28 protein-coding genes and 3 pseudogenes are annotated in these 24,782 nt (G+C 70.2%); 14 read left to right on the top strand and 17 right to left on the bottom strand.

Features of this window, described 5'->3' with window-relative positions; translation table 11 throughout:
• Positions 1-172: 172 nt before the first annotated feature.
• Positions 173-442: a hypothetical protein gene (locus ACFVIU_RS35880; protein ID WP_385847750.1), complete on the bottom strand. Its 270-nt coding sequence runs from the start codon at positions 440-442 to the stop codon at positions 173-175.
• 80 nt (positions 443-522) lie between these two features.
• Positions 523-1,221: pseudogene (gene istA, locus ACFVIU_RS35885) on the bottom strand (IS21 family transposase); the annotation flags it as partial.
• Positions 1,222-1,370: 149 nt separating this feature from the next.
• On the opposite strand from istA, the gene ACFVIU_RS35890 reads away from it, so the two are divergent.
• Complete coding sequence (locus ACFVIU_RS35890) at positions 1,371-2,885, top strand: ISL3 family transposase (protein ID WP_385847783.1); 1,515 nt, start codon at positions 1,371-1,373, stop codon at positions 2,883-2,885.
• Positions 2,886-3,044: 159 nt separating this feature from the next.
• On the opposite strand, the gene ACFVIU_RS35895 is transcribed toward ACFVIU_RS35890, so the two are convergent.
• Positions 3,045-3,479, bottom strand: a complete 435-nt coding sequence (locus tag ACFVIU_RS35895) for a hypothetical protein (protein ID WP_385847752.1) — start codon at positions 3,477-3,479, stop codon at positions 3,045-3,047.
• A 56-nt stretch (positions 3,480-3,535) separates the two neighbouring features.
• Entirely contained in the window at positions 3,536-4,027 is a 492-nt protein-coding gene (locus ACFVIU_RS35900) for a transposase (RefSeq protein ID WP_385847753.1), read from the bottom strand.
• Between the two features lie 80 nt (positions 4,028-4,107).
• Here ACFVIU_RS35900 and ACFVIU_RS35905 point away from each other — a divergent pair, with 80 nt between their 5' ends.
• Both ACFVIU_RS35905 and ACFVIU_RS35910 read left to right on the top strand, forming a co-directional pair.
• Positions 4,108-4,308 carry a hypothetical protein gene (locus tag ACFVIU_RS35905; protein ID WP_385847755.1) on the top strand — a complete coding sequence of 67 codons (201 nt, stop codon included), beginning with the start codon at positions 4,108-4,110 and terminating at the stop codon, positions 4,306-4,308.
• Positions 4,309-4,371: 63 nt separating this feature from the next.
• Complete coding sequence (locus tag ACFVIU_RS35910) at positions 4,372-4,908, top strand: hypothetical protein (RefSeq protein WP_385847757.1); 537 nt, start codon at positions 4,372-4,374, stop codon at positions 4,906-4,908.
• Here ACFVIU_RS35910 and ACFVIU_RS35915 read toward each other — a convergent pair.
• A complete protein-coding gene (locus tag ACFVIU_RS35915; protein ID WP_385847758.1) occupies positions 4,894-5,826 on the bottom strand; it encodes an EamA family transporter in 933 nt (310 codons plus the stop codon). The two genes, ACFVIU_RS35910 and ACFVIU_RS35915, sit on opposite strands and share 15 nt — an antisense overlap.
• Positions 5,823-7,145: an MFS transporter gene (locus ACFVIU_RS35920; protein ID WP_385847759.1), complete on the bottom strand. Its 1,323-nt coding sequence runs from the start codon at positions 7,143-7,145 to the stop codon at positions 5,823-5,825. Before ACFVIU_RS35920 ends, ACFVIU_RS35915 begins: the two co-directional genes overlap by 4 nt.
• A gap of 165 nt (positions 7,146-7,310) precedes the next feature.
• On the opposite strand from ACFVIU_RS35920, the gene ACFVIU_RS35925 reads away from it, so the two are divergent.
• The gene (locus ACFVIU_RS35925) at positions 7,311-7,820 is read left to right on the top strand and encodes a MarR family winged helix-turn-helix transcriptional regulator (RefSeq protein WP_385847761.1); all 510 of its coding nucleotides are present in this window, start codon (positions 7,311-7,313) and stop codon (positions 7,818-7,820) included.
• On the opposite strand, the pseudogene ACFVIU_RS35930 reads toward ACFVIU_RS35925, so the two are convergent.
• Positions 7,817-8,974: pseudogene (locus ACFVIU_RS35930) on the bottom strand (FAD-dependent monooxygenase). The gene ACFVIU_RS35925 and the pseudogene ACFVIU_RS35930 sit on opposite strands and share 4 nt — an antisense overlap.
• A gap of 744 nt (positions 8,975-9,718) precedes the next feature.
• Here ACFVIU_RS35930 and ACFVIU_RS35935 point away from each other — a divergent pair.
• From ACFVIU_RS35935 to ACFVIU_RS35945, 3 genes are all read left to right on the top strand, one after another.
• Positions 9,719-10,069 (top strand): helix-turn-helix domain-containing protein, encoded by a 351-nt coding sequence (locus ACFVIU_RS35935; RefSeq protein ID WP_385847785.1) that lies wholly within the window; start codon positions 9,719-9,721, stop codon positions 10,067-10,069.
• Positions 10,070-10,189: 120 nt separating this feature from the next.
• Positions 10,190-10,561 (top strand): hypothetical protein, encoded by a 372-nt coding sequence (locus ACFVIU_RS35940; RefSeq protein ID WP_385847762.1) that lies wholly within the window; start codon positions 10,190-10,192, stop codon positions 10,559-10,561.
• A 163-nt stretch (positions 10,562-10,724) separates the two neighbouring features.
• Positions 10,725-11,582 (top strand): hypothetical protein, encoded by an 858-nt coding sequence (locus ACFVIU_RS35945; RefSeq protein WP_385847763.1) that lies wholly within the window; start codon positions 10,725-10,727, stop codon positions 11,580-11,582.
• Positions 11,583-11,639: 57 nt separating this feature from the next.
• On the opposite strand, the gene ACFVIU_RS35950 is transcribed toward ACFVIU_RS35945, so the two are convergent.
• Together ACFVIU_RS35950 and ACFVIU_RS35955 are read right to left on the bottom strand one after the other, a co-directional pair.
• A complete protein-coding gene (locus ACFVIU_RS35950) occupies positions 11,640-11,828 on the bottom strand; it encodes a hypothetical protein (protein WP_385847765.1) in 189 nt (62 codons plus the stop codon).
• An 88-nt stretch (positions 11,829-11,916) separates the two neighbouring features.
• Entirely contained in the window at positions 11,917-12,126 is a 210-nt protein-coding gene (locus ACFVIU_RS35955; RefSeq protein WP_385847766.1) for a DUF6207 family protein, read from the bottom strand.
• Positions 12,127-12,348: 222 nt separating this feature from the next.
• Between ACFVIU_RS35955 and ACFVIU_RS35960 the strand changes: the two genes are divergently transcribed.
• The gene (locus ACFVIU_RS35960; protein ID WP_385847767.1) at positions 12,349-13,023 is read left to right on the top strand and encodes an HNH endonuclease family protein; all 675 of its coding nucleotides are present in this window, start codon (positions 12,349-12,351) and stop codon (positions 13,021-13,023) included.
• A gap of 35 nt (positions 13,024-13,058) precedes the next feature.
• Here the strand turns inward: ACFVIU_RS35960 and ACFVIU_RS35965 are convergent.
• From ACFVIU_RS35965 to ACFVIU_RS35990, 6 genes and pseudogenes are all read right to left on the bottom strand, one after another.
• Positions 13,059-13,130 (bottom strand): annotated as a pseudogene (locus ACFVIU_RS35965) (DUF6233 domain-containing protein); the annotation flags it as partial.
• A 315-nt stretch (positions 13,131-13,445) separates the two neighbouring features.
• Positions 13,446-13,613 carry a hypothetical protein gene (locus ACFVIU_RS35970; RefSeq protein WP_385847768.1) on the bottom strand — a complete coding sequence of 56 codons (168 nt, stop codon included), beginning with the start codon at positions 13,611-13,613 and terminating at the stop codon, positions 13,446-13,448.
• A gap of 148 nt (positions 13,614-13,761) precedes the next feature.
• Positions 13,762-15,327: a caspase domain-containing protein gene (locus tag ACFVIU_RS35975; protein WP_385847769.1), complete on the bottom strand. Its 1,566-nt coding sequence runs from the start codon at positions 15,325-15,327 to the stop codon at positions 13,762-13,764.
• A complete protein-coding gene (locus ACFVIU_RS35980; RefSeq protein ID WP_385847770.1) occupies positions 15,320-15,727 on the bottom strand; it encodes a hypothetical protein in 408 nt (135 codons plus the stop codon). Before ACFVIU_RS35980 ends, ACFVIU_RS35975 begins: the two co-directional genes overlap by 8 nt.
• A gap of 70 nt (positions 15,728-15,797) precedes the next feature.
• The gene (locus tag ACFVIU_RS35985) at positions 15,798-16,049 is read right to left on the bottom strand and encodes a hypothetical protein (protein WP_385847772.1); all 252 of its coding nucleotides are present in this window, start codon (positions 16,047-16,049) and stop codon (positions 15,798-15,800) included.
• Between the two features lie 622 nt (positions 16,050-16,671).
• Positions 16,672-16,893: a transposase gene (locus tag ACFVIU_RS35990; protein ID WP_385847773.1), complete on the bottom strand. Its 222-nt coding sequence runs from the start codon at positions 16,891-16,893 to the stop codon at positions 16,672-16,674.
• Between the two features lie 236 nt (positions 16,894-17,129).
• On the opposite strand from ACFVIU_RS35990, the gene ACFVIU_RS35995 reads away from it, so the two are divergent.
• Complete coding sequence (locus tag ACFVIU_RS35995) at positions 17,130-17,456, top strand: nucleoside triphosphate pyrophosphohydrolase (protein WP_385847774.1); 327 nt, start codon at positions 17,130-17,132, stop codon at positions 17,454-17,456.
• Between the two features lie 134 nt (positions 17,457-17,590).
• On the opposite strand, the gene ACFVIU_RS36000 is transcribed toward ACFVIU_RS35995, so the two are convergent.
• Both ACFVIU_RS36000 and ACFVIU_RS36005 read right to left on the bottom strand, forming a co-directional pair.
• A complete protein-coding gene (locus ACFVIU_RS36000) occupies positions 17,591-18,928 on the bottom strand; it encodes a methyltransferase domain-containing protein (RefSeq protein ID WP_385847775.1) in 1,338 nt (445 codons plus the stop codon).
• A gap of 15 nt (positions 18,929-18,943) precedes the next feature.
• Entirely contained in the window at positions 18,944-19,987 is a 1,044-nt protein-coding gene (locus ACFVIU_RS36005) for a LysR family transcriptional regulator (RefSeq protein WP_385847786.1), read from the bottom strand.
• Positions 19,988-20,221: 234 nt separating this feature from the next.
• On the opposite strand from ACFVIU_RS36005, the gene ACFVIU_RS36010 reads away from it, so the two are divergent.
• The 5 genes from ACFVIU_RS36010 to ACFVIU_RS36030 all read left to right on the top strand — a co-directional run bounded on the left by ACFVIU_RS36010 (position 20,222) and on the right by ACFVIU_RS36030 (position 24,585).
• Positions 20,222-20,779: a hypothetical protein gene (locus tag ACFVIU_RS36010; RefSeq protein WP_385847776.1), complete on the top strand. Its 558-nt coding sequence runs from the start codon at positions 20,222-20,224 to the stop codon at positions 20,777-20,779.
• Between the two features lie 5 nt (positions 20,780-20,784).
• Positions 20,785-21,405, top strand: a complete 621-nt coding sequence (locus ACFVIU_RS36015) for a hypothetical protein (RefSeq protein ID WP_385847777.1) — start codon at positions 20,785-20,787, stop codon at positions 21,403-21,405.
• A 23-nt stretch (positions 21,406-21,428) separates the two neighbouring features.
• Positions 21,429-22,373: a hypothetical protein gene (locus ACFVIU_RS36020; protein WP_385847778.1), complete on the top strand. Its 945-nt coding sequence runs from the start codon at positions 21,429-21,431 to the stop codon at positions 22,371-22,373.
• Positions 22,370-23,533: a cysteine desulfurase family protein gene (locus ACFVIU_RS36025; protein ID WP_385847779.1), complete on the top strand. Its 1,164-nt coding sequence runs from the start codon at positions 22,370-22,372 to the stop codon at positions 23,531-23,533. The genes ACFVIU_RS36020 and ACFVIU_RS36025 overlap by 4 nt, the downstream gene beginning before the upstream one ends.
• Before the next feature lie 767 nt (positions 23,534-24,300).
• Complete coding sequence (locus ACFVIU_RS36030; RefSeq protein ID WP_385847780.1) at positions 24,301-24,585, top strand: TetR-like C-terminal domain-containing protein; 285 nt, start codon at positions 24,301-24,303, stop codon at positions 24,583-24,585.
• The last annotated feature ends 197 nt before the right edge of the window (positions 24,586-24,782 follow it).

Raw genomic sequence — 24,782 nt, forward strand, 5'->3', positions numbered from 1 at the left:
GTCTGCAAGCGGTCGGAGATGTTCGTGTAGTCGTCGAAGCCGAGCACGCCGTCGGGGGCGGGGGCCGCCCCCGCGCGCCCCGGGGCGGGCACCCCCGGCACGCCGCCCCCCCCCCCCCCCGCGGTAGGGGTGGGGGGAAAGGAGATGGAGAAACAGGGCCCAGGCTGTCCGGTCAGCCGGCTGCCGAGGACGGGGCGCCGGGGACCGGACGGCGAACCAGGGCGGCGCACCGCATGCCGAGCGCGTTCAGGAAAGCGGTCGGCAGGAACACCAGGTCGCAGACCACCATTGCGAGGGGCAGGAACGGGATTGCGAGTAGGGTGGCGATGCCCAGGTGCTCCGCGACCAGCACGCCCACGAGGACGTTCTTGACCCGACGGTTGAGCACGGTGAAGGGGAATGCGACCTGCGTGATCACGGTTCCGTAGGTCAGCAACAGCACCAGCAGGACGTGAGCGGCCAGGAAGCCCGACAGCCACGGCCACGGCGTGAAGTAGTCAAGGTGCAGGGCGTAGTACAGGGCGCTGGCAGCGGACGCAGGGCCATGTGGTCGCGCACGGCCCGGCGTCCGATGACCTCACCGTGGGTGCCGTGGACCTTCCGCCGGAGCGCTACCCAGGCGGCGAAGGCGGCGTTGAGTTCCTCGATGGAGGAGAAGGCCCGCCCGGCCAGGACGTGGTCGCGGACGATGTTCATCTGCCGCTCGACCCGGCCCTTGCCCTGAGGCCGGTAGGCGGCCAGCACGTCGATGTCGAAGTCGTAATGCCCGGGGAAGGCGACTGCCTCCGGGTGCAGCGGAACCGCCTCACCCGGGGCGACGTGCCGGCGCACGACCGTCTTGGTGCGGTCATAGACGATGCTCATCGGCACCCCGCCGAAGTGCGCGAACGCGGCCCGGTGGCAGTCGGAGAACGTCGCCAGATCCTGACGTGTGGTGAAGCAGCAGAACGGGTCGCGCGAGTACGACAGCGTCATGTGGAAGGAATAGACCTCCGGGATGCCGACATGGGCGAGGATCTTGCCCGCTTCTCCCCAGTCGACCTGGGCCTGAGCACCGGGGACGACCTCGAACCGCCGGTGCAGGCCCGCCAGCTCACCCGGGCCGATGCCCAGTTCCTCCGCGATCCGGGGCCGGGCTTCCTGCAGATAGAGCTTCACCCGCTGGTAATTGATCGCGACCCCGTACTCCTGGACCAGGGGCTCGTGGATCACCCTGCCCGGTGCACTTTCATCGGCTCTGGCGCTGATCTTGTGACGGGTCGCCTGGTTGATCGTTTGTGCGGGTGTGTAGTTCAGATGGGTTACATCAGGTCCTGCCGCATCTGTCGGCCGTCGTGGTTGAGTCGGTGCAGCGGTCAGTGGAAGGCGTCGTGTTACGTACGCGCTCGCGTACGTCGTCGGCGCGGTGCCCGCACTGCGAGGAGCATTCGAGACGGGTGCTCGGACGGTACGAACGGCGCCTGATGGACGCTCCGTTGGGCGGTGTTCCGGTGGTGATCGTGCTGCTCATATGGCGTTTCAAGTGCCTGGCTGCCGACTGCCCGGCGGTGACGTTCGCGGAGCAGATACCGGGGCTGACTGGCCCGCACGCCCGGTACACCCCGGTGCTGCGGGGCCAGTTGTGTCGCATGGCCGAAGTCCTGGTCGGCAGGCCCGGAGCCAGACTGGCCGGACGACTCGGCATGATGGTGGCCAAGGACACCCTCCTGCGGCTCCTTCGGGCCGCGCCACTCCAGGAACCGGGCCCCGTGCGTGTCCTGGGAATCGATGAATTCGCCTTGCTCAAGGGGCATACCTACGCCACGATTCTGGTGGACCTTGAAGTCCGCCGACCGATCGACGTCCTACCCGGTCGGGAAGCCGAGCCGGTGGCTCGCTGGCTCGCGGGACATCCCGAGGTGGAGATCGTGTGCCGGGACCGCGCCACGGCCTACGCGGAGGCCGCCAAGCAGGCCGCCCCGCAGGCGGTCCAGGTTGCTGACGTGTGGCACCTGTGGAACAACCTGGCGAAGGCCGTCGAGAGGACGGTCGCCGCCCACTACAACTGTCTCCGCTCCGCTCGTAAAGGCGCCGCTGCCTCCAATGAGCCGGAACCACCGCCGATGCCGGACGGCCTCCTCGACGTCCACGGCCGGCCCCGTCGCATCGTCGCGACCATCCGCGAGCGGCACCGCGCCGTCAAGGAACTTCACGCAGCAGGCCGCTCCCTGCGCGGTATCAGTCGCGACCTGGACCTCGACTACTACTCAGTCCGCCGCTATGCACGGGCGGAGAATGTCGACGAGCTGCTGGTCAAGGTCACCCAGCGCTGGTCCAAACTGGACGACTACAAGCCCTACATCTACCGGCGCTTTACCGAGGGCTGCCACAACGCCCGACAGCTTTTCCGTGAAGTCCGCGACCAGGGCTACCCCGGCGAACGGACGATGGTCAGCCGCTACGTCCGCCTGCTGCGGGAGGGCATGGTGACCACACCTCCACCGCCGGCACTGCCCAAGCCCCGTCGGGCCCTGCGCGGGATCATGACCCACCCCGAGCGCCTGCGCCCCGACGAAGCCGTCGGCATCAAGGAGATCCGTGCGGCCTGCCCCGAACTCGATGCCGCCATCGAGCACGTCCGCGGCTTCGCCGGCCTCATGCACGAGCATCGCGGAGTAGACCTTCCCGTCTGGATCGCGCGCATCGATCAGGATGCCCTGCCGCACCTGAGCCAGTTCGCCAACGGACTCCTGCACGACCTCGACGCGGTGACTGCGGGCCTCTCGACGACCTGGAGTTCTGGCCAGGTGGAGGGCCAGGTCACAAGAGTCAAGCTCCTCAAGCGCGCCGGGTACGGCCGAGCCAAACTCGATCTCCTCCGCACTCGCATCCTCCTGCGAACTTGAACCGCCGCCGTCACAAGATCAGCGCCAGAGCCTACTCCGGCTCTGGCTCAATTTCCGTGATCGCGTGGCTGTGAGTGACACCGGCTTGGTAGGCAGCGAGGGCTTTTCCGTATGCGCGTGCTGTCCGGATGTCGACCGAGAGCTGCTGACGAACGAGTCTCAGTCAGCGAGGTCTCTCGCTTCGTAGCTGGCCAGCCCCAGGGCAAGCAGGGGCGGCACCAGTGCGTTCAGATACCAGGCCATGTCCGTGAGGGCTGGTGCTCCGGAGAGGCTCCGCCGGTCGATCGTCGGGATGAAGGAACAGCGCGATCGGCCAGCATGAAAAAGCAGTTGGCCACCGGTTTCCGCAGATGAGTGATAGATGCAGACACCGACGTGGTGGTCGATGTTGGCCGGTGAATCGACCAGGGTCAGGACCTCAGCTGCCTGGTCCGTTGAAGTCGACTGCCAGTCGAACAGGTCGTCGTTGTTTACCACGTAGGAGATACCAAGCGGTTCCTGCAGCGACCACCCCTCACCGGCCAGAGATCGCACCACGGCGCCCACGGTGACGGCACGTGCGAACACGAGATCGATGTCGGCGGTCCTGGACATTCGCGGCTCCTGTGGTGCGGTTGATCGATGCCGGAAGCGTTTCACGTGTTGCATCGTCATGGAGCGAGGAGCACTCGTTTCCTCAGGAGTGCGAAGCCGGCTCGGCCGAACATCTGGCGTTTGAGCATCTTGATGCGGTTGACGTGCCCTTCCACGACGCCCGAGCTCCAGGGCAGCGTGAGCCCGGCGATGACCGCGGCCCGGTCGTGATCGATGCCGGCGGCGAGGGTATGGAGACCGGGTAGGTCGTCCTGGCGGATTGCGTGGAGCCACTGGGGCAGCCGTTGGCCCTGTCGCTCGGTGAGGATCTGGGCGAAGGAGCGGACATGTCCGGCGAGGGCTTCCAATTCGGGACAGTGAGCCATGACGGCCTTGAGCCGGAGCCGATCGACCTCGGAGAGGGAGTCGGGGTGGCGCAGGATCCAGCCGGCGACGGTGCGGGGCGAGGGCGGGGTCCGCCCGGATCGGCCGAAAGACGTTTGGTGCGGAAGTAGGCGCGAACTCGCTGGTAGCTGCCCTTGTAGCCGAGTGGCACGATCTCCTCCCATGCCCTCCAGGCGTTGGTGCAGCCCTGGTTCCAGCGGTCGTCCAGGTAGGGTCTGTACTCGTCGAGGACGGAGGGGCGGCCATGCCACTGGCTGTGGAAGAGGCCTTTCGGGGTGGTGGCGTCGGCGAGAAGCTTGACCGTGCGGTAGGTCATCCCGAGCTGGCGTTGGACCGCGCGGCGGCTGTGGCCGGCCGCCAGCAGAGCGTGGACGGCGGCATGGTTGGACCGGGTTGGACGCTCATCGGCCGCCTGAAGATGGCTCCTGCACGCATCCGCGTCTGAGAATGCAGAACTGGCGCGGGGCCCAGGGGGGAACCGCATGAGCTGCGAAGGATCCCGACTTCGATGTTGGCCTCCCGCATACCCAGAGATGGGTCCCTGCCGTTCGTTCTACGGCCGGCCGCGAGTCTCCTCGCCGTCGCCCTGGCTGCCGGCTCGCTCATCGGCACGGCACCCGCCCAGGCGGCATCCGGCCCTTCGGCCTCCTCGCCCGGGGCTGCTTCGTCAAGCAGTGATCCTCAATCCACCACTGGCCGTCTCAATCCCACCGAGGCCGCCTCCGCGCAGGCAAAGGCCACCGGAAAGCCGGTGACCATCGATCAGTTCACCGACACCGGCACTGTGGTGGTAGCCAACCCGGACGGCACCTTCACCCGCTCCGACTCCTCGATGCCGCAGCGCGTCCAGGAAGCGGGCAAGTGGGTCCCGGTCAACACGACCCTCGTCCGCAAAGCCGACGGGACCTGGACACCACAGGCCGCCGTGACAGCCGTAGCGTTCTCCGGCGGCGGCTCCGCGGTGGTGATGGTGTCGGGCGGGGGCCGGCGGGTCGGTGCGTCTCGGCGTGACCCTCGCGAAGGGGGGGCTTCAGCGTTGCAGTGACGCACCTGTCGGGTTCGTCGATTCTTCTCGACTGTTGATTTCGGCAGAGCTGAATGGTCGTGGGTGAGTGGACTTTGTGGCCTGTCCCGCCACCGTTGCCGCGAATGCCAGTGTCATGCCTGCGAGTTGGACTGGGGTGAGTGCCTGGCCGAGGGTCGTCCAGCCGGCTATGGCCGCGGTGAGTGGGGAGAGTGGGCCGAGGAAGGTGACTTGGGTGGCGGTGAGGCGGCCGATGCCGCGGAACCAGAGCCAGTAGGCGACGGCGGTGTTGGCGAGGGCGAGGTAGAGGTAGCCGCCGAGGGCGCGGGCGTCCAGGGCGGGCGGGGCGCCCTCGGCGAGGAGGGCGAGCGGGGCGATGAGCAGCCCGCCGGCCGTCAACTGCCACCCGGTGAGGGCGAGCGGGCCCACCCCGTCGGGGCGCCGCCACTTCTTGGTCAGGACCGTGCCGGTGGACATCGATGCGGATGAGGCGAGGGCGGCCAGCACGCCTACCGCGTCGAGTGCTCCGGCCGCCTTCAGTACGACGAGACTGACGCCGAACGCCGCCACGACTGCGGCGGCCAGCGCCCGTCCAGTCGGCCGCTGCCCCAGCAGCAGCGCGGACAGCCCGACCACGAACAGCGGCCCGACCGAGCCGACGACGGCCGCCATGCCGCCGGGCAGCCGGTAGGCGGACAGGAACAGCAGGGGGAAGAAGGCACCGATGTTCAGCGCACCGAGCACGGCCGTCTTCCACCACCAGGCACCGCGCGGCAGCACCCGGGTGAGGGCCAGCAGGAGCAGGCCGGCGGGCAGGGCTCGCGCCAGGGCGGTGAACAGGGGACGGTCGGCCGGGAGGAACTGGGTGGTGACGGCGTAGGTGGTGCCCCAGGAGACGGGGGCGAGGGCGGTGAGCAGGACGGTCGCGGTCCGTTTCATGACCGGGTTCCTTCAAGGTGGCGCAAGGTGAGGGCCGGGACTTCTTCGCAGTCACGGGAAGCGAGCGGGGAGGTTGTGCGTACGACGGTCTCCACGACCGGCCGTACCGCGTTGGCCGGCAGCCGGCGTTCCGTGCGGATCAGCAGGGCGGCCGCCAGCGCCGAGGTGAGGATCAGGACCGCCCAGGGCGCCCGGCCGTCCACCGCGAGCAATGCCGTGAACAGTGACGGCGCCGCTGCCTTCGCCAGCGACCAGGACATCTGGTACGCCGCCAGGTAGCGGCCGCGCACGGCCTCGGGTGCCGCCGACACGGCGAGGACCTCGGCGGCGGGACTGTGGATCAGCTCACCGAGCGTGTAGACGACGACCACGGCGACCAAGGCCCCGCCCAGCACCGGCCCGGACTGTGGCCGCAGGGTGCCCAGCGCGATCAGCCCGAGGAAGGCCACCGCGAACAGGCTGCCGCCCAGCGCCGCCGCCCGGGTTCGCCGTGCACCGGCCCTGCGCACCCGCCCGCCGACGTACACCCCGGCCGCCGCGCACAGCACCGTGTTGATCGTGAACGCGGCACCGGTGAGCGCCGCGGGCCCGTGCAGCCACTGAACGAGGAACAGCGGGAAGAGCACGGACAGGGCCGAATAGCTCAGCGCGTTCAGGAAGTTGGCGCCGGTGACGGCCAGGAAGGGCCGGTCGGCGAGCACGAGCCGGTATCCGGCCCCGGCCCGCCGGACGGCCCTGCCGTCGGCGGAGGGCAACGGCCGCAGCGGCTTCAGCAGCAGCGCGGCGAGGGCGAAGGACAGGGCGTTGCCCCAGGCCGCACAGGTGTAGCCGGCGGGTCCGGCGAAGGCGATGACCAGGGTGGCGAGCAGGGCACCGGCGCCGTAGCCGCCGTTCTGCAGCGCCCGGGTGGCGGCCTGCAGCCGGTCCCGCGCGGCACCCCGCGCCACCTCGCCGAGCAGCGAGGACTGTACGGCGGGGAAGGCGCGGTCGGCTGCGGCGGTGACCAGCGCGACCGCGGCGAAGGCGGCGAGGGAGCCGGCGAAGGGGTAGACGGCGAAGCCGGCGGCGCGCACCCCGTACAGGGCGAGCTGCACGGGCCGCGCGCCGAACCGGTCGACGGCCGCTCCTGCCAGCGGCAGGGCGGCGAGGCCGACGAGCCCGGTCACGGTCAGCACCAGCCCGACGGTGGTGAAGGAGAGGCCGGTGACGTAGTGGAAGAAGACCAGCGTGAAGGGCACGTACATGCCCGTGCCGACGCCGTTGACGGCGGCGGCGACGGGCAGGGCCCACTGGCCGGGTATGCGGTCCGGTTTCTCCACGGTCGACCTCTCGGAATCAGAATCGGAATCGGCATCGGATGCGGCTCGGCGGCGGGCGCAGAGGGGCCTGCGTCACTTGCCTTGGCAGTGATTAGCTTAGCGCTAAGCAACTTTCCGTCAAGCTACTTTCTTGCGAGTGACTCTGTGCTCGCGGATACTCGGGGCATGAGTGCACAGCGCAAGGACGCCGTCGACGCGATCATCGAGCAGTGGGCCGGGGTGCGACCGGACCTCGACACCAGGGCGATGGAGGTCTTCGGGCGGATCTACCGCCTCTCCCGCACCATGGGCGACCGCATGGAGAAGGCGTACGCCCCGCACGGCATCTCACGCGGAGAGTTCGACGTGCTGGCGACCCTGCGCCGCTCCGGGGAGCCGTACACCCTCTCGCCGCGCCAGCTCTCGGCGACCCTGATGCTCACCACGGGCGGCATGACCGGCCGCCTCGACAAACTGGAACGCGCCGGCCTGCTGCGCCGCTCCCCCGACCCGCACGACCGCCGGGCCCTCCAGGTGACGCTCACCGAGAAGGGGCTGACGGTCATCGACGAGGCGGTCGGCGCGGGCCTCGCCGTCCAGAGGGAGGCCCTGTCCACCATGAACGACGAACAGGCCGGCCAACTGGCCGACCTGCTCCGGGATTTGCTGGCGGGGACCCTGGAGGCCGGGCACTAGCCCACGTAACGGGCCACCGCTTCCTCGATGCGCCCCGCGTCCGCCGCATCCGCCGCCCAGGCCGCATACCCGTCGGGGCGGACCAGGACGGTGGTGCGCCGATCGCTCGCCCCACGCTCGACGGCCAGCCGGTCCTTGCGGGCGCCCCGGCCCTTGCAGGCCTCGGGGGTGATCAGCACGAACCTGCCGCCGTGCAGGGCCTCGTAGAGGCGGCCGCCCTTGAGGGCGACGTCCGGGACACGGGTGCCGGTGAGGCGGTGGGCGCCGCGGGGTGCGGCGTAGCGGTAGCCGATGCCGGTGATCTGGCCGACCGCCCTGCGCCGGGCCGGGCCCACGGTGTCCAGGAAGGCGGTGAGCGCGGCACGCAGCGCCAGTTCCCACGGCCGCTTGGCCATCGCCAGGCGGACGATGCCGCCGCTGCTGCGCAGCACGGCCTCACCGACACGGTGGCGCTCGGCCTGGTAGCTGTCGAGGAGGGCCGCGTCCGAGTGGCCCTGGACGACGGCGGCCAGCTTCCAGCTCAGGTTGGCCGCGTCCTGCAGACCGGTATTCATGCCCTGACCGCCGGCCGGGGTGTGGACGTGCGCGGCGTCCCGGCGAGGAAGACGCGTCCCGCCCGGTAGGCGGGGGCCTGTCGTTCGTCGCTGTGGAAGCGGGACATCCAGCGGGCGTCGTGCATGCCGTAGTCGCGGCCGAGGGCGAGCCGGGTGACCTCCCTGACCTCGTCGAGGTCGAGGGGCCCGCTGTCGGGGACGTCATGGGCGCGGTTCCAGGCGGTCACGCGGTGGCAGCCGTCGCCGAAGGGCGCGAGGAAGGCGAAGGCGTCACCGACCGCGTTGACGGTCAGCAGGTTCTCGGGCTCCTCGGCGAGGCGTACGTCCGCGAGGACGACGGAGCGGATGGCGCAGCGGCCGGGGAAGAGCAGCCCGATCGCGTCGCGGACGGCGCTGCGCATGCCATCGGCGGCGACGACGTACGGCCCGCAGACTGTCTGCGGCCCCGCCGGGCCCGCAGACTTCGACCGTCAAGCCGTCCGCCTCCTGCGCGAGCCCGCTCAGCTCGGTCTCGTGCCGGAAGTCCACGCCGGCGTCGACGGCGCGCTCCCCGCGCACTTGCGCATCTGCCACTGCCACGAACGCGGCTGCCGCCGGCACCCCCGACACCGCGGCTGCACCGGCCCCATCCGCCTCCTCCTCGCATGCGAATGCGGCGGACGCCTCTGGCGACTCACCGACGCCTGCAGCAGCTGCGCCGCAGCAACAGCCCAAGCCGCCGTCGTACCCGACACGACCCTCACCCCCTCCACCCCCGAAATGCCCTCCGCCGTCTCCCACCGACGCTCCACAAGGCAGCCCAAAGGCCCCGGCCAACAGACCCGGGTACGCGACATGCTCAGCTACGGCCGGGCGGGCCGGTACAGATACCCGCCCAGCACCCCCGAAGAGGTCCCCCTTGTCCACCCGTTCCCGCCTCCAGATGGCTGACAGCACCCCCCGGCCGGCCCGCTCGGCACCTTCGGCCGATCCCGCCCGCGCCAGCCGTTGCACCGAGGCCCTGCGCGACATTGCCGAGGACTGCACCGTCGTCTCCGAGGCCCTGCTCCTGAGCGCCTACACGCCGGCCACCCCCAACACCGACCTGCTCCAGCACCTCGTCAGCCTCCGCGACCTGATCGTCCGGGGGGGATCGGAGTCGTCGTCGTCCGCCAGCGCGGCCAGGGACAGCCGCTCGCCGACCTCGCGCCCATCGCCCGGCGCACCGAGGACCGGCTGCGCAAGAAATACGACCCGCCTTCCGTCGACCGCGCACTCACCATCCGCCGACGCCCCATGTAGGCCGCGCCCGCCCACAACACGGCCGCCGGCGGCACTCCCACCCTGCGCCGTCCCGGCCAGCGCCTGGCCTGCGCCCTGACCCTGATGCGCAACGCCTCCGGCCGCTGGCAGCGTGAGCTCGCCGAACAGATGGGAGTCCACGAGTCCTACGTCTCCCGCATGCTCTCCGGCCAGCGCGATGTCTCCTGGAGGCACGTCAGGATCATCTGCGACGAGTGCGGAGTCGATCCCGACCTGATGAAACCGCTGTGGGAAGCAGCCGCCAGCGTCCAGCCCTCCAACGCCCAAGACCCCGTCGAGTACCTGCGACCTACCTCCAAGGCCAGCACTACGCGCTCGGCTCACCCGAACCCCGGATCATCCTCGCCGCCGCCCAGCACACCATCAGCGCCGACGACCTCACCCGCGCAGTGAACGGCCCCGGCGTCCCTGACTGGCCGGTGATCGACCGCCTCACCGTCATCCCGGCCTTCCCTCACCGGCCCCCTGGTGGTCGCCCCCGGCGGACGCGTTGCCCTCGGACACGGGGTGTGGGTGGCCCTGTCCCCGGACCGGTACTGCCTGGACCACGGCCCCGGCTCCGAACGTGAGTGCCACTCCGTCACCGGCCGGCACCAGCGCTGGGGAACGCTGTCCCTGGACTTCTCAGTCGACCGCTCGTACGAGTTCCTCATGCCCGTCCGCGTCGGCCCCGGCAGGCCCACACGCATCGTCGTCCGCCGGAGCGGAAGCCCGCCCGCGGAGGAGGCACGGGTGGTGACACTGCCGGGAACCCCGGGCTTCGTCATCGCCTACGCCTGGCGCCGCCCGCCACCGGAGCCGGGCGACGGGCCGACGACGATGACGGCGTACGACGCGCGCGGCCACGTGGTGGCGACAGCGCGGTCAGCCCTGCTGGGCGGGTGAGCACCGTGTCGCCCACCGCTTCGCGCACGGACATCCGTTAGGCTCACTTCGCCCCGTATAACCCTTGATGGGCTGAAACCCTTGACCGGCGGAGGGCAGGACGGCGGGAACCAACCGCGAGCGCCTCATCAGAACGCTGACCTTCTGGCTACGGCCTTCGTTCGTGCTGCGCGTCATCAACCGGTTCCAGAAGATCGCGGGCTTCGACCGCTCGATGGCATTGGCCTCCGGCGCGCTGACCGCGCTGATCCCGATCGCGGTGCTGAGTGGTTCCGTCTTCGGCGGAGAGTCCGCGGACCGGATCATCAACCGCTACGGGCTCACCGGTGGCGGTGCCGAGGCCGTGCGGGCGGTGTTCTCCACCGAATCCACGAGTGCGGGCGCCGGTGTCTTCGGCACGCTGTTCCTGGCGATCTCGGTACTGAGCTTCTCCCGGACCGTGCAGCGGCTCTTCGAGCAGACCTGGGAACTCAAGCCGCTCGGCGTCCGCAACACGCGCAACGGCCTGTGGTGGATCGGCGCGCTCAGCTTCTACACCGCGGTGATCGGATGGCTCTATGTGGCTCTCGGTGGCGGGCGCCTGGGGCTGGCGGCTGCGGTCTGCGAGATCCCGGTGACCACGGCCTTCCTCACCCTGAGCGGCCGGCTCCTTTCCGCGAAGCGGCTCACCTGGGCGGCCCTGCTCCCGTTCGCGGTCTCGGCAGCCGTACTGACGGCGTCCTATTCGGTGGTCGCGACCATCTATCTGCCGCGCCTGTTCGATTCCTACGCCTCGCGCTACGGCGCTGCCGGAGCGGTCTTCGGGATGGCCTCGGTCCTCTTCGGCGCCATGCTCGTCCTCGTCGTATCGGCGGCCCTGGGGCGGGAGGTACGCGACGAACTGCTCCGGATCCAGCAGGGCCTGCGCCCGTCCCAGGACGAAGTCCGCCGCCAGTGGGACAGCATCGTCGAGCAGACGCGGTCGCGTTGGCGCACCGTGCGCAAACAGCCCTCTCACGAGCAGCCCGAGAACTCCTTCTGACGATCCCGCCGTTCCGGCTCTGGCGCTCTCGCGAAGGGCCGGTGCCCGCCGGCATGCTCAGGCGGACGCGGAGGCGTTCCCTTCCAGCGCCGCCTCGGAGATCTCCTCCAAGGACCGGGATCGGGTCTCCACTCCCCAAAGGGCGATCGCCGCGGTGGCCAGCGCGAGTGGTACGGCGCCGAGCAGGGCGGTGGTGCGAAGAGACGGCGGAGCCACGGCTGCCACCACCACCGCGATCATCAGCACGCCGCCGGCCAACCCCTTCCGCCCGCCGTTCCCGGCGCACACCGCGGTGGCCGTGAGAGAGCCGAAAGCCGGGGCACGGTCCAGACCGCTACGTGTCGGGCTCCTGGCGCAGGTCCAGGAAGCAGCGCAGCCGCACGCCCGGCTGGCCGGGCTCCCGGGTCGTGCGGTCCGCGACCGCCACCGCGCACCGCCCGGCGAGCAGTTCCTGGACCGCGAAGACGGTCTCGTCATCGGCGGCCGCGACCTCCACCACAGCCAGCCCCGGCTCCGCCACGTGCACTTCGCTGATCGGTCTCATGCCCGGCACGACGCACCAGTGCATGGGAAGGTTCCGCCACCCCTGCGCCCTTCACCCGACCGAGTAAGCCCACACCCCGCGGAAGGGAGCCGGCTGTGATCGTTTCTGCGGTGAATCCTGGTCCGCCAGTCGGGTGACGCCGGGGCCGCAGCTTTCCGTGCAGGCAGGGGTGGCCGGTACTTCTCGTGATCAACGAGTGTCGTGATCACGAGAGGAACTCGCGTGCGTGCAGACAAGGTGAAAGCGGTCCTGGTAGCTGCTGTGGCCACGGCGTTGCTCAGTGCGGTGATGCCGGCATCCGCGGCGGTGTCGGGTGGCCGCCTCCATGCGGAAGGTCTTCCTCTTCGGGACGCGGTGGCGGCCCTGCCCGTGGCGGACGAGCACCGCCAGGGCTACGACCGTCTCCGTGAGTTCGGCACCTGGATCGACGCCGACAAGGACGGCTGCAACACCCGCAAGGAAGTCCTCATCGAGGAGGCCGTCGAAGCGCCGGTCGTCGGCCCGGGCTGCTCCCTGACCGGCGGCCGCTGGTACTCCTACTACGACGACGCCTACGAAACCGGTGGTCTGGACATCGACCACCTGGTTCCGCTGGCGGAGGCATGGGACTCCGGTGCCTACGCCTGGACCAAGGCCGAGCGAGTCGCCTACGCCAACGACCTGGCGGACCCGGTGCACCTGGTCGCGGTCACCGCCAAGTACAACCGGCAGAAAGCCGACAAGGACGTGGCCGACTGGCTGCCTCCCTATGAGCCGGCGCGCTGCCGCTACATCACGGAGTGGACGCACATCAAGATGCGCTACCACCTGTCCGTCGACGCCCGGGAGAAGGCGGTCCTGACCGACTACGCCGACGCCTGCCCCAACGTCCCGGTCAGCACCGACCCGCCGCGCTGACCCCCCTGCCCGCGCACCGCTCTGACCGAGCGAGGCTATTCGAGGAGGCCGAGCGCGGTGTCCGGCCGGCAGTGCGGACAGGCCGGAACCTGGCCCCGGAGCGCGTCGAGTGCCTACTGCCGGGTGGCGGCACGGCACCGGCCGCTCTGGGCCGCCCCGCCGCCACCCGCTGACCGGCCTGCTGCGCCGCGAGCCCGCAGTTCGCGGCGCGGGCCAAGACCGAGAAGGCGCTCTCACCGCCCCGCAGGCGATGCTTGACGCGCATCCCGTCCGAGACGACGCCCACCGCGGACAGGGCGATGCCCGCCGTGTGGCAGTCCCGGGCAACCGCGGTACCGTCCACCCCGAGCTCAGCGATTCACGCCTGCATCTCCTGTGGCCACAGCCCCAACCGGGGCCAGGCCCGCGCCCTGGTCCTCAGCTCAGAGGTAGCACAGGTGCCGGGCCTGGCGGCTGAGCAGGGTGAAGGAGTGGGACTCCAGCGAGAGTCCATCTCCGCGGCGGCCGGACCGGTCCGTGCGCCGCCGGGCAGCGGCGGCGCGGGCGATGCGCCGGCGGACCGCAGCGAGGTCGACCGCCGCCCCGGCCAAGTCGAAGACGATGCCCGGCACAACACGGGCCGCGCCCCCCACCTCACCGCCGAGAACCGAAAGCCATCGGCACGAACAACACGGTCCAGTACAGTCGACAGTCCCCCCAACCTGCCGACTGCATGGTGTGGGCCACCGGCGCGCGAGGTCACCAGAGGTCGAAGCCACCGTCCTGCCTGTACTCCTCCTTCCAGCGGAACGGACCGAACTTCTTGTACCTGACTCGTCTGACGTAGCCAGGGCCCCTCTCCTCGATGACCTCCTCGTCGGGCATACGCTCACGGACCACGGCCATGGCGACGGACCCCCCGACGGTCTCAAACAGCACGATCAGCGTGCTGCCCCAGCCGGACGGGATGCCCACGGGGAATCCCGCCAGATGCGAGATCCATCCTCCGAGACGGAGAGTGGCAGGAGCCAGCCAGATCAGCTCGGCGGCGATGGCGAAGAACGGAAGTGCCAGAGCACAGGCGAACAGGAGGCTCCAGAGGACCTTTCGCTTGGTCCGTTCCTCTCCGGACAGCTCCTCCATGATCAGTCCACGCACGGCCCTTTCCCCCAAAACAATGACCTTGGCCGTCGCGGCAGCCACGACAAGGAAGGACATGTTGAGGACAGCAACGCAGATCGCCAGCGCTGGGAACTTCCTACCGTCGTTGGGCAGAGTGAAGCCGGCGACCCAGAACGAGGCCACCCAGATGCCGATCGCCCCTCCGAGAAGCCCGAACAGCAGGCTCAGCATCCGCACCAGTGCCCGGGCGGTCCGAGCCCGGGGACCGGCGTTCCGGGCCGCTTGAATTGTCGCCGTCTGAAGCTGCTCGCTCAGCTCAGCTGCTTTGCCCTCCGCCTGCTGCACTAGGAGCCCGGCCTCGGAAAGCGCCAACGCTTGCATGGGGAACGGTTCTGTGCCGCCGCCGAGTGGGCCGCGCAGGGCCTGGTGGGCCAACGCGACGGCATGCGGGTTACGGGCCAGCACGAGGCTCCCCCCCTCGGCCGAGGTGACGCTCAGCGTTGGAGTCTGGTCCGGCATCTGTTTGGGTACCCAGTGGCTGATGAACTGGTACAGCTCGTCGGCACTGATGAAGCCGTCCCCGTTGAGGTCGGCCTCGCCGGTCTGCAGACCGCGCACGACTGCGGAGGTGAACACCGATGCCTTGCCTTCTTCTCTGCTGGCAAGGTCGTCCTCGAGTGCGCTCTCGTAGCTGTACTGGAGGGCGGTGGAGGAGGTGATGACGATCCGGCCGCTGCCCTCGAAGGTCCCTGTGAGTTCGACCTCCTCCTGTTCACCGCGAGGACGCATTCCCCTGTTGAACGCTCCGCTGTAACAGCAGTCAAGCAGCAGGATGATGCGGCGACTGCGGCTCTCTTCCATACGGGCGGCGATGAAGTCCGCTTCGACCGAGGTGGCGGCCAGCGCGTCGAGATTGCTGTCCTTGGTAATGAAGTGCAGTTGATTGCGGCGGTTCTTGCGCCCGTGGCAGGACAGGTGCAACAACAAGGTGTCGTCGCTGGTGGCGGAGCTGAAAAACTGCTCGATCGCGATCTTCCATTCCAGCGTCGATGCGCCGGACAGTACGCTCACCTCGAAGTCGCCGATCGCCGGGTCGCCGAGGACCTCGCGCAGTCGCTCGGCGTCATAGGCCGCGCCGGGCAGAGCCGCAAACCGGGAGTCGTCATATGTCTCGGCGGCCAGCACCAGGGCCCGCTTAGCCATCGGAGTCCTCCTCGCGGCCGGTGGAGGCGAGGTGTGCCAGGAAGGCTTCGACGATCCGACGGCGCTCGGCGGGCGACCCAGCTTGCAGGTCCAGCTCGCTGTCGCCGATCCGGATGGTGACCGAGCCCGAGGTACGACGGGCCAGCCAGTCCTGGACTAGCAGGATCAGCGCCCGGACGGCGGGTGCTCCAACCAGGCCCAGGGCCAGGGAACTGTAGACGGTAACGTCACCGGCCCGGGTGCCAGGGGGCGCCGGCGGGGCCGGAGCATGTTCCATGTGGAGCGGTGGGAGCTGGTCGAGTTCCTCGATCAACGACTCCATCTCGCGTTCGGTCGTCTCCGCGCCGTCCGGATCGCTGAAGACCAGGCCGATCTCTACTAATTCTCGTGCTCGATTCATTCCGCCCCCCTGGGTGTGGCACATCAAGGTGCAAACAGGGTGTCACAAGGGACTTGCTCACGAGGGGAGTTCATCGGATGGCACTTTCGACAAGCTCCTGTCCGCGGCCCAGCGTCAGGCGGAGGTGGACTGGCTGGTCGCGCTGGACGCCACGATCGTGCAGGCTCGTCAGCACACCGCCGCCAAAGGGGGCTTGATCGTCGGCTCCTGTCTCCGCCACATGGGTCGCCACTTCGAGCGCGCCCTGGGCAACCACGTTGAGGTCTGCGACCAAGCCAGCCACGACGGGAACGGGGGCCTGTGATCCCACTTCAAGCGTCACTGGGAACACCTCTGCCACAGCCAACGAGCCTCGCACGCCCGAGCTACGGCAGCCACGCTGATGACCGCGAACACGCATCCCGTCACCCAAGGAGGTGCAGGTCGGCCGTTCTCCAGAAGCAAGGCACGCCGGGGCTGCTACGTTCAGCGCGCCCTTAACGCTTATGGGGTGGGCCGTGCGCAGGCCCGCGTTGTCGGCTTCGCTGACCCGCTGGGAGAAGGTGCTCCGCGCCAGCGCATTCAGATCCTCTAGATGCTCATGGAGTTGCCGTGCCCGCACATCACGCCCGCAAGGGACCCATCCGCCGCCGCCGGGCGATCACGGGCGAGTCGTACGCCGACGCCGGGAAGGCCCTGCACCACGAGCGCCGTGTTCGGCGCTGAGTTTGTCGCGGCGGGTCTTCTGGTTCATGACCCACACGCCGAGCTTGGTCTCGGTGCCGTCGGGCAAGGTCTCCACCGCCTTCCACGGGACGGGGCCGGTCGGCACCCTCTCGCTCGACCCACTGTGTGAGGGCTGTCAGGCCTCGCTGGAAGGCCTGCTGTGCCTTGCTCGGGCCCTTCGTCGCGCGCGGCTGCCGGGGCAGCAGACGCCTCCTCGGCGGGCTTGATGCCCAGTGTGGTCAGTCGTTCCTGCTGTTCGGCAGGAGCCGCGCCCAGATGGCCGGCTGTTTCTGCTGCTGGAGCCATTTGTAGCGGATGGCGTCGACGATGCTGCGGCGGGGCCACTTCTCCGGGGCCCCACCCTTCGGGGCCTGGCAGGCGGGGGTGGGCAGGAACCGTTCCAGGAGGGCCCATTCGGGGGCGCTGGTGTCGGAGGGGTAGCGGTAGCGGCGCAGCGGCACGACCGGGGGCGGGCCGGGACCTGAAGAGACGCCAACTGCCGGGCGACCGCGACCCGCCGCCCGATTCCTCCGCGGGGACGACGGTGACGAGCCGCCGCGGCGGCACGGGGCCGCTTCCGAACGGGTGGGATTGGCGGTTCGCATGGCGAGTGGAGAGGCGACTTCCCTAAGCTGCGGCGGCATGAAGGGGCGGCGTCCGGCGACCGCCTCACGAAGACAGGTGCGGGAGAGCACGGGTGGAGCCCTACAGCAGGCACGGCAAGTTGGTGCGGGACCGGATTCCGAAGATCATCCGGGAGGACGGTGCCGAGCCGGTCACCTACACCGCGGGCCGGGAGGAATACCGCCGCCGGCTGCGGGAAAAGCTCGGCGAGGAAGTCGCCGAGTTCCTTGAGGCGGACGAGGACTCGGCGCCTGAGGAACTCGCAGACGTGCTGGAGGTCGTGCGCGCGCTCGCCGCGGACCTGGGGGTCGACGCGGATCAGCTGGAGAAGATCCGTGAGGCCAAGGCCGGTGAGCGGGGCGGCTTCGCCGACCGGATCGTCTGGACGGGCAACCGCTGACCGCAGGCCGTTCTCGGCGACGAGTCGGTACGCGACTTCGTGCACAACTCCGTATGCGGTTGGGGACATTGGTTGGTACGCGGCTTCGTGCACCAGGAAGCTGGCGGCTGGAGAACCCTGGTGGTCCGCGACTTTCACGTTCGAGCCTTGGCCAGGACGGCATGACAGACCCCGGCCAGCGGCAGCACGGGGGCACCGGCGGCGGGGGCGAGGCCGGCCCGGCGGGCGAGGGCGGTGATCTCGCCCGGGTCGATGCCGCGCTGGAAGGTCCCCTTGCTCTGGCTGGACCAGAAGCCGTCGTGGTGAGCGGTCCAGCCGCCGTCCGCGGCGGCCTTGGCGATCTCCTCTGGCGAGCGGGTGACCACGACGAGGTGGCCGCCGGGGCGGGCGAAGGACGCCGCGTCTTTGAGGGCCTGGATCCGCTGCCAGGGGTCGGGCAGCACGTTGAGGACGAACATCGAGGTGACCAGGTCGAAACCGGTCCGCTCGGGGCGGGGCCAGCCGAAGTCGTCGTGAGGGTCGAACCCTTCGGCATCCAGACCCGCCGAGCGGTAATGGGCGACATCGGCACCGCGTCCGCAGCCGTGGTCCAGGACACTCCGGACGCCGAGGAGGCCCGTCAGGTGCTCGGTCACGGCCCGGGAGGCCGGAGAGGGGGCCTGGCGGCTCATCGCGGTCTTATGGGGCTGATACTCCCTGGGGGCCGGGGCGACGGAGGTCTGGCCGGTGAGCTCGCTCAGCGCGAAGAGCACGTTGTCCGGCTCGGCCGCCTGGCCGGTGACGGGCAGGTCGATCAGCAGCGCGGAGTGGTCGGTGAACGCCTTCGGGCCACTTCGCACCGTCGCGTCCGGGGTGACGGTGGTCGTCGCGGTCAGGTGGTCGCTGAGCAGGGCGAGGTCGCAGCGGAAGCGGCTGGGCTTGCCGGAGAAGATGCGCTCGAGGGTGAAGGCGGGCGCCGTCTCGGCGGTGGTGTCGACCAGACCCGCCCCCTGCATCAGCTGCCTGAGCGCCTGCCGTTCGGCGTCGGTGGTGAAGGTGCTGGTCTCCTCGCCGAACAGGCCGTCCTCGGGGCGGGGGGCGAGGTTGAAGTCCCCGCAGATAAGCAACGGGCGGCCGTCCTCGGCGGCGGCCATCGCGGCGAGTTCGGCCAGCTGGGCGGCCCGGGCGGCGCCGGCATTGGCGTCGAGATGCACCTGAAGGACGACAAGCCACTCCAGCTCGATCCGCTGAACCCACGGCCTGGGTGAGGACACGGCGGGCGGGGCGAGGTCTTCACTGGTCCAGGCGGCCAGGCGTCCGTCGCCGCTGGCGAAGGTGAAGCCGCCGAGTGCGGGCGGCGTCCGGTCAGCGGGCTTGAACGGCTCCTGGGCGAGCACGGCCTTGACGCCGTGCTCACGCAGCCAGGCGGCGAAGTTCGAGCGGGCGCCGGCGGCGCCGAGACGCTTGTTGAGGTTGACCGAGGCCAGCAGCACGAGAGGTCCTTAAGGTCACAGGGGCAGGGGCCTGCCGGAGGCGGCCTCGTCACGGAAGGCGTCCCACAGGATGTTCAGCGGGTGGGAGGCGTCATACGTCTCGCGTTCGCCTTTTCGGGCGAAGACACCGGAGATCAGCTGGAGCATGGGGTCGAAGTCGTCGGCGAAGTCGATGAGCCGGAAGTCTTCGCTGGTGGGCAGGCGCCCGTCGACGGCGGCCTCGCCGATCGAGCGGGCACACAGCATGCACCCATAGGTCATGCGGGACCGCAGCAGGGCGAGTCCGTAATAGATGTCGTCGATCTCGGCGGCGATCTGCAACTGCGAGCGGAAGTCCGGCCCATACCAGCGCTCGACGAAGTCGGTTATCACCCCGCGGGAGGGGATGACCAGCGGCAGCGTCCGCAGCCGGTCGACGCCGACGGTCCTGGCGGCGAGCTCGCGCACCGGCAGGTTCGTCAGCAGGGCCAGGCCCTCGCGATGCCATTCGAGGAAGTCGTACTCGGGGGCGACCCGCTCGGCGGCGGCCTCGGCCGCAAGCCCGCCGCACAACAGGTCGACCTGGTTGGAGTCCAGTCGTTTCCAGAAGTCGCGGGTCCGCACATGCACGACCTTCAGCTCGACCTCTCGCTCCAGCAGCTGCGGGGCGACACGCTCCCACACCCGGCCCAGGAAGCCGAGGGTGAACTCGGTCGTCCCCACGGTCAGCGTCGAGCCGAGCCGGCGGCGGGAGTCGGCGATGCCCTGCAGCCAGTCGGCGAAGGTGGCCCGGGCCCGCTCGACGACCTCCAGCCCCGTCGGGGTGAACAGGAAGTCCCGGCCCCGTCCCTGCTTGACCACCAGCAACTCACCCGTGAGGGCCTGGAAGTTGCGGTTGAGGATGTCGAGCTGTTTCTGCACGCTGGACTGCTCACGCCCGAGGACCTTCGCCGCGGCCAGCGCGGTCCCCGCCTCACGGACGACGATCAGCGTCCTCATCTGGTCCCAGGTCAGATCCAGCAAGTGAGGGGAACAGGCCAGCAGATCGCCACGGAACCCCTCCGGGCCCGGCACCTTCAACGGCCCGGACGGCAACGACGGCACCACCCCGCCCCCTCCCTGACGTGACCTCAACCAGCTTGCACTGTCCGCACGGCCAGCAGGACTGAACTTCTCCGCATTTCACCCCGAGAAAACCTTTAAATGTCCTATCGGACATATGGATATCGCGGACTATCCCGGGGAACATTTCAGCAGCCGCCTTCGATTCGAAAGGCGACGCCCACAGCACTGCCTACATCCCCGGGGTGAGCTATGCTCTCAGCCGAGTCGATCACCTGGCTGATCAGTCAGGGCGCCATGGAATGGCCCGGAAAACTCCGCGGCGACGGTCTGCTGCTGACGCTCGGCTCGCCGCTGCAGCCGCTCACGGCACCCGGCACACTGGTGGTCGACCTCGCCGACCAGTCCAGCATCGACGACCTCTACGGCGAGCCGGTCACTGAGTGGAAGACCCACGAGCTGATGCCCGGCGAGATGCTGCTGGGGGCGGTGGACGAGCCGCTGCGGCTCGGGGCCGGGCTGATCGGCATGATCGGCGGGTTGAGTCACCTGGCCCGCGTCGGCCTGGCCATCCACGTCACCAGCCCGTTCGTCTTGCCCGGCTGGAACGGGCACCTGACGCTGGAGCTCGTGAACACCGGCCCCGCCGTCCTGCGGCTGCACCACGGCATGCCGCTGGCCCGCCTGCTCGTTTTCGCCCTGAACGGGCCCCGCAGCGGCGACGTCGCGTCCCACCCCTTCTACGGCCGCGAGGCCGACCTGAAAAGCCGATACGCCGACGAGTTCCCTGTCGGCCCGATCCGGAGGTGACCCTGATGGACTGCCAGTTCTGCACCGAGTTCACCGCACGCGAGAGCACGACCCGGATCATCATCGAGACCGCCAGCGGCTGGGTGCTGCTGCCCACCATCGGCGCCCTGGCCCCGGGCTACTGCCTGTTCATGCCGCTGGAGCACCTGGACGCCGCCGCCGACGTCACCGAGGCCGGCCTGGACCGGGTCGCGGCGGAGACGGAACAGATGCGCACCCTGATCCAGGCCCGCTACGGCCCGGTGATCCTGGCCGAGCACGGCCCGCGCGACTGTGAACTGGGCGCCTCCTGCTGCAGCCACTGCCACCTGCACCTGATCCCCGTCCCCGACCCAGACCGGGTCACCGCCGCCTATCAGAAGACCGGCGGCACCGGCCTGCGGCTCACCTCCATGGCGGCCCTCCCGGCCGCCGCGGACGGCTCCTACCTCTACCTCTCCCCGCGGCCCGGCGAGCACTACTACTGGCCCTCGGCCGGCTTCGCCCGCCAGTTCGTCCGCCGCGTCTGCGCCGACGAGCTCGGCATCGGCGACTTCTTCGACTGGCGCGACCACCCCTTCACCGAGAACCGAGAGCGCACGTTCGCCGAACTCTCCGCCGACCTGCACCTCGCGGACGCCGCCTGACGAAGGGAAGGGGAAACGGCGCGATGGCGATACCCCTGCCCCGCCCGTTACACGCACTCACCGCCGACGAACTGACCGCCGCGGCCAATGACCGGCGCTGGCCGAAGTGGCAGACCATGGCCCTGCTGCACTCGCTGCAGCTGCCCGTTCTCAACGCCTGCCTCATCGAGCCGGGCCACAGCGCGGCCGCCCTCCGCACCTCCGCCCACGTCATGGCCGCCGCCACCGGCACCGCGAAACTGATGATCCGCTCCGACGGCGGAGTGGAGAAGAAGCAGTACTACCGCGGCGGCAACACCTTCCCCGTCGAGGAGATCCCGTCCCGCGCGGCCGGGCTCCTGGCCCACGGACGGGCCGTGATCCTCGCCGAGCCCACCAACCGCTTCACCAACCGCCTCACCGTCCTGATCCGCATGGACCGGCCCGGCCCCAGGCGGCCGGGCTCGCTCACCCTGGAGGCCCTCGGGCCCGGCTACGACGTCGCGGACCTGACCCGCGGACAGATCCCGCCGCAGGTCACCGCCCACCTCGACGACATCGACTGGGACCACTACCAGCCGCCCCGCTGGAACGAATGGAACATCACCGGCGACCGCTGCCCCGGCGGCGAGGACGCCCGACGGCACCGCCGGCTTGAGCGGCTGGCCACCCAGACCCTCACCGACGGCGGCCACCTGGACGGCACCGCCGGCGCCGAGCACGCCGAGGCATGGCTGCGTGAGCGCGGATTCCTGCACCTGTTCTCCCCGCAGCCGACCCGCGAGGCCCTGGCCAAACGCGCCCGCCGGCTGTTCGAGGACGCCTTCTTCCTCGCCGCGGCCCAGCCGAACCGGAACTGGCACTGCCTGGCCACCGCGTTCTCCGTCTTCGACGAACCCCGCACCATCTACTGGGACCTGGTCGACGGCGAACGCAAGTACGCCGCGACGGCACCGGCCGCCGCCCGACACGAGGAGCGGGCCGCATGAACACCCCACCGATCTACCTCGACCACCAGGCCACCACCCCGCTCGACGAGCGCGTCCTGGAGGCGATGCTGCCGTTCTTCACCAGCGAGTACGGCAACCCCTCCAGCCCGCACACCTGCGGACGCACCGCCGCGAGGGCGATCCGCACCGCCCGCCAGCAGGTCGCCGACCTGGTCGGCGCCAAGAACGAGCTGGAGATCGTCTTCACCTCCGGCGCCACCGAGGCCAACCACCTCGCGATCGTCGGAGCCGCCCTGGCCGCCCGCACACACGGCGGGCACATCGTCACCACCGCGATCGAGCACAAGGCTGTCCTCGCCGCCTGCCAGCGCCTGGTCGACCATCACGGCTACACCCTCACCCGCGTCGGCGTCGACCGGCACGGCCGCGTCCACCCCGCCGACATCGCCGCCGTCCTCACCCCGCACACCGTGCTGGTCTCGGTAATACACGCCAACAACGAGATCGGCACCCTGCAACGGCTCGCGGCCATCTCCGAGATCACCACCCCGCGCGGCATCGTCCTGCACACCGACGCCGCCCAGAGCGCCGGCTGCGGACTCCTCGACGTCGCCGAAATCGGCGTCGACCTCGCCTCCCTGTCCGCTCACAAACTCCACGGCCCCAAGGGCATCGGCGCCCTCTATATCCGCGGCGGCACCCGCATCACCGCCCAGCAGACCGGCGGCGGACAAGAACGCGGCCTGCGGGCCGGCACCCCCAACGTCCCCGCGATCGTCGGCTTCGGCGCCGCCGCCCACCTCATCACCACCGACGCCGTCCCGCCCCCGACCCGCACCCGGGCCCTGCGCGACCGCCTCCAAGACCGCCTCCTGGCCGCAATCCCCGGCGCAATCGTCAACGGTCACCCACACCGGCGACTGCCCGGGAACCTCAGCCTCACCCTTCCCGGCATCGAGGCCACCGACCTCCTCGACCGCATCCCCGGCATCGCCGCCTCCACCGGCTCGGCCTGCAACACCGGGAGCAGCGAACCCTCTCACGTCCTCACCGCGATCGGCCTCACCCGCGACCAAGCCCGCGCGACCCTCCGGCTCAGCATCGGTCGCACCACTACCGACACCGACATCGACCAGGCCACCGACCTCATCACCCGCACCGCCCACACCCTGATGCCGGCTCCCGCCAACGCGGCCTGACCCGCTGCCCGGACCGGGCCGCCCCCGCGGAAAGATCCCCCGAGGCCCGCCGGGGCGACCTTCGAGCCGCGCCCGGCCGGACCTCGGCGCCCTTCGCCGACGACGGGAACCTGACGCTGGACCCCTCGCTCCGATCCCGCCCACACTGCGTAGTTCGCCGGGGGAGCACCCCGAAGATCCCAGGGCCTACACGCACACCAGTGCGATGCCGCAGCTCAGAACCCCCGGGCATCGCACCCCAGTGCGTGTAGGGCCTGGGGCCGGTGCCGCTGGCCCCGGACAGCGAAGGACCCCGGGCCGCGCGCCCCGAGGTCCTGTCGCCGGTCTCACCGCCACTGCTCCCCAGTCGTCAGGCGCGCTGCCCACCCACGCGATCGGCCGGCCCTCGCTGTTGCGGCCCCAGTGCGGCTCCTCCATCGAGGTCTCGTGCCCGTCGGGCAGCACACAGATCCGCCCCCACCGGCCGTGCTTGCCGCCACAGAGCCCGGCGAGCCCGTCCGCGTCGCCCACAGCCACGGCCTGGTCGCAGCGGCCCTGGAACGGCTGGAGACGGGCCCACAGCTCCATGCCCAGCTCCGTCTCCGCCACCTCCACCCGCTCCCGTGGCAGGAGGACCGTCTGGGACCTTCCGCGTGCCTGTGTTCGCTATGACCCCGCCGAGGTCCGACGGGACGGACGGCCGCGTTGTTTTGGCAGGGTTCCTGGCTCTGAGCTATCCCCGGCGGCTTTGAGCCAGGCCAGCAGCTGCCGGCGCGCTCGTCCAACACGTGCTGCGGCTGCGCTACGACGAACTCGCGGCGGTCATGCGCACGGCCGCGGACGGCGCCGAGGGGCCCCTGGGCGACCTGGTCGCCCGGTGCGCCGACTACGTGCACTGGGGAGTCGATCACCCTGGGCAGTACCGCACGCTCTTCGGCGGTGGGCTGCCCGCCGAGCTGGTGCCCACGAACGCACACGGCGCGGGAGAGGAACTCCTCGGATCCGTCGTCGCTTCCCTGGCCGGCGCCCGGCAGGACCAGCCGGAACACCAGGACCGTCGCGGCCCCGAGTAGGAGTGGCACGCCGGCCTGCTGCTCTGGACCGCCCTGCACGGCCTGGTCGCGCTGTACAACGCGCATGGGAACATGCCCTGGCCCGACCGCACCGACCTCATTGCGCAGACCCTCGCCCTGCACACCGGAAGGCCCGTCGACGAGATCGTGGAGCTCGCCCGGACGGCGGACCGCCCAACGTGAGCGGCTCACGCCAA

The organism is Streptomyces sp. NPDC127190 (assembly GCF_042672505.1).
Classification (GTDB): Bacteria; Actinomycetota; Actinomycetes; order Streptomycetales; family Streptomycetaceae; genus Streptomyces.

What these genes read in the sequence shown, in the direction of transcription:
- ACFVIU_RS35895 (WP_385847752.1), bottom strand. Translation starts at nt 3,479, where the DNA reads ATGTCCAGGACCGCCGACATCGATCTCGTGTTCGCACGTGCCGTCACC.
- ACFVIU_RS35900 (WP_385847753.1), bottom strand. Translation starts at nt 4,027, where the DNA reads ATGGGAGGAGATCGTGCCACTCGGCTACAAGGGCAGCTACCAGCGAGT.
- ACFVIU_RS35905 (WP_385847755.1), top strand. Translation starts at nt 4,108, where the DNA reads ATGCCACTGGCTGTGGAAGAGGCCTTTCGGGGTGGTGGCGTCGGCGAG.
- ACFVIU_RS35910 (WP_385847757.1), top strand. Translation starts at nt 4,372, where the DNA reads ATGTTGGCCTCCCGCATACCCAGAGATGGGTCCCTGCCGTTCGTTCTA.
- ACFVIU_RS35915 (WP_385847758.1), bottom strand. Translation starts at nt 5,826, where the DNA reads ATGAAACGGACCGCGACCGTCCTGCTCACCGCCCTCGCCCCCGTCTCC.
- ACFVIU_RS35925 (WP_385847761.1), top strand. Translation starts at nt 7,311, where the DNA reads ATGAGTGCACAGCGCAAGGACGCCGTCGACGCGATCATCGAGCAGTGG.
- ACFVIU_RS35955 (WP_385847766.1), bottom strand. Translation starts at nt 12,126, where the DNA reads ATGAGACCGATCAGCGAAGTGCACGTGGCGGAGCCGGGGCTGGCTGTG.
- ACFVIU_RS35975 (WP_385847769.1), bottom strand. Translation starts at nt 15,327, where the DNA reads ATGGCTAAGCGGGCCCTGGTGCTGGCCGCCGAGACATATGACGACTCC.
- ACFVIU_RS35980 (WP_385847770.1), bottom strand. Translation starts at nt 15,727, where the DNA reads ATGAATCGAGCACGAGAATTAGTAGAGATCGGCCTGGTCTTCAGCGAT.
- ACFVIU_RS36010 (WP_385847776.1), top strand. Translation starts at nt 20,222, where the DNA reads ATGCTCTCAGCCGAGTCGATCACCTGGCTGATCAGTCAGGGCGCCATG.
- ACFVIU_RS36015 (WP_385847777.1), top strand. Translation starts at nt 20,785, where the DNA reads ATGGACTGCCAGTTCTGCACCGAGTTCACCGCACGCGAGAGCACGACC.
- ACFVIU_RS36020 (WP_385847778.1), top strand. Translation starts at nt 21,429, where the DNA reads ATGGCGATACCCCTGCCCCGCCCGTTACACGCACTCACCGCCGACGAA.
- ACFVIU_RS36025 (WP_385847779.1), top strand. Translation starts at nt 22,370, where the DNA reads ATGAACACCCCACCGATCTACCTCGACCACCAGGCCACCACCCCGCTC.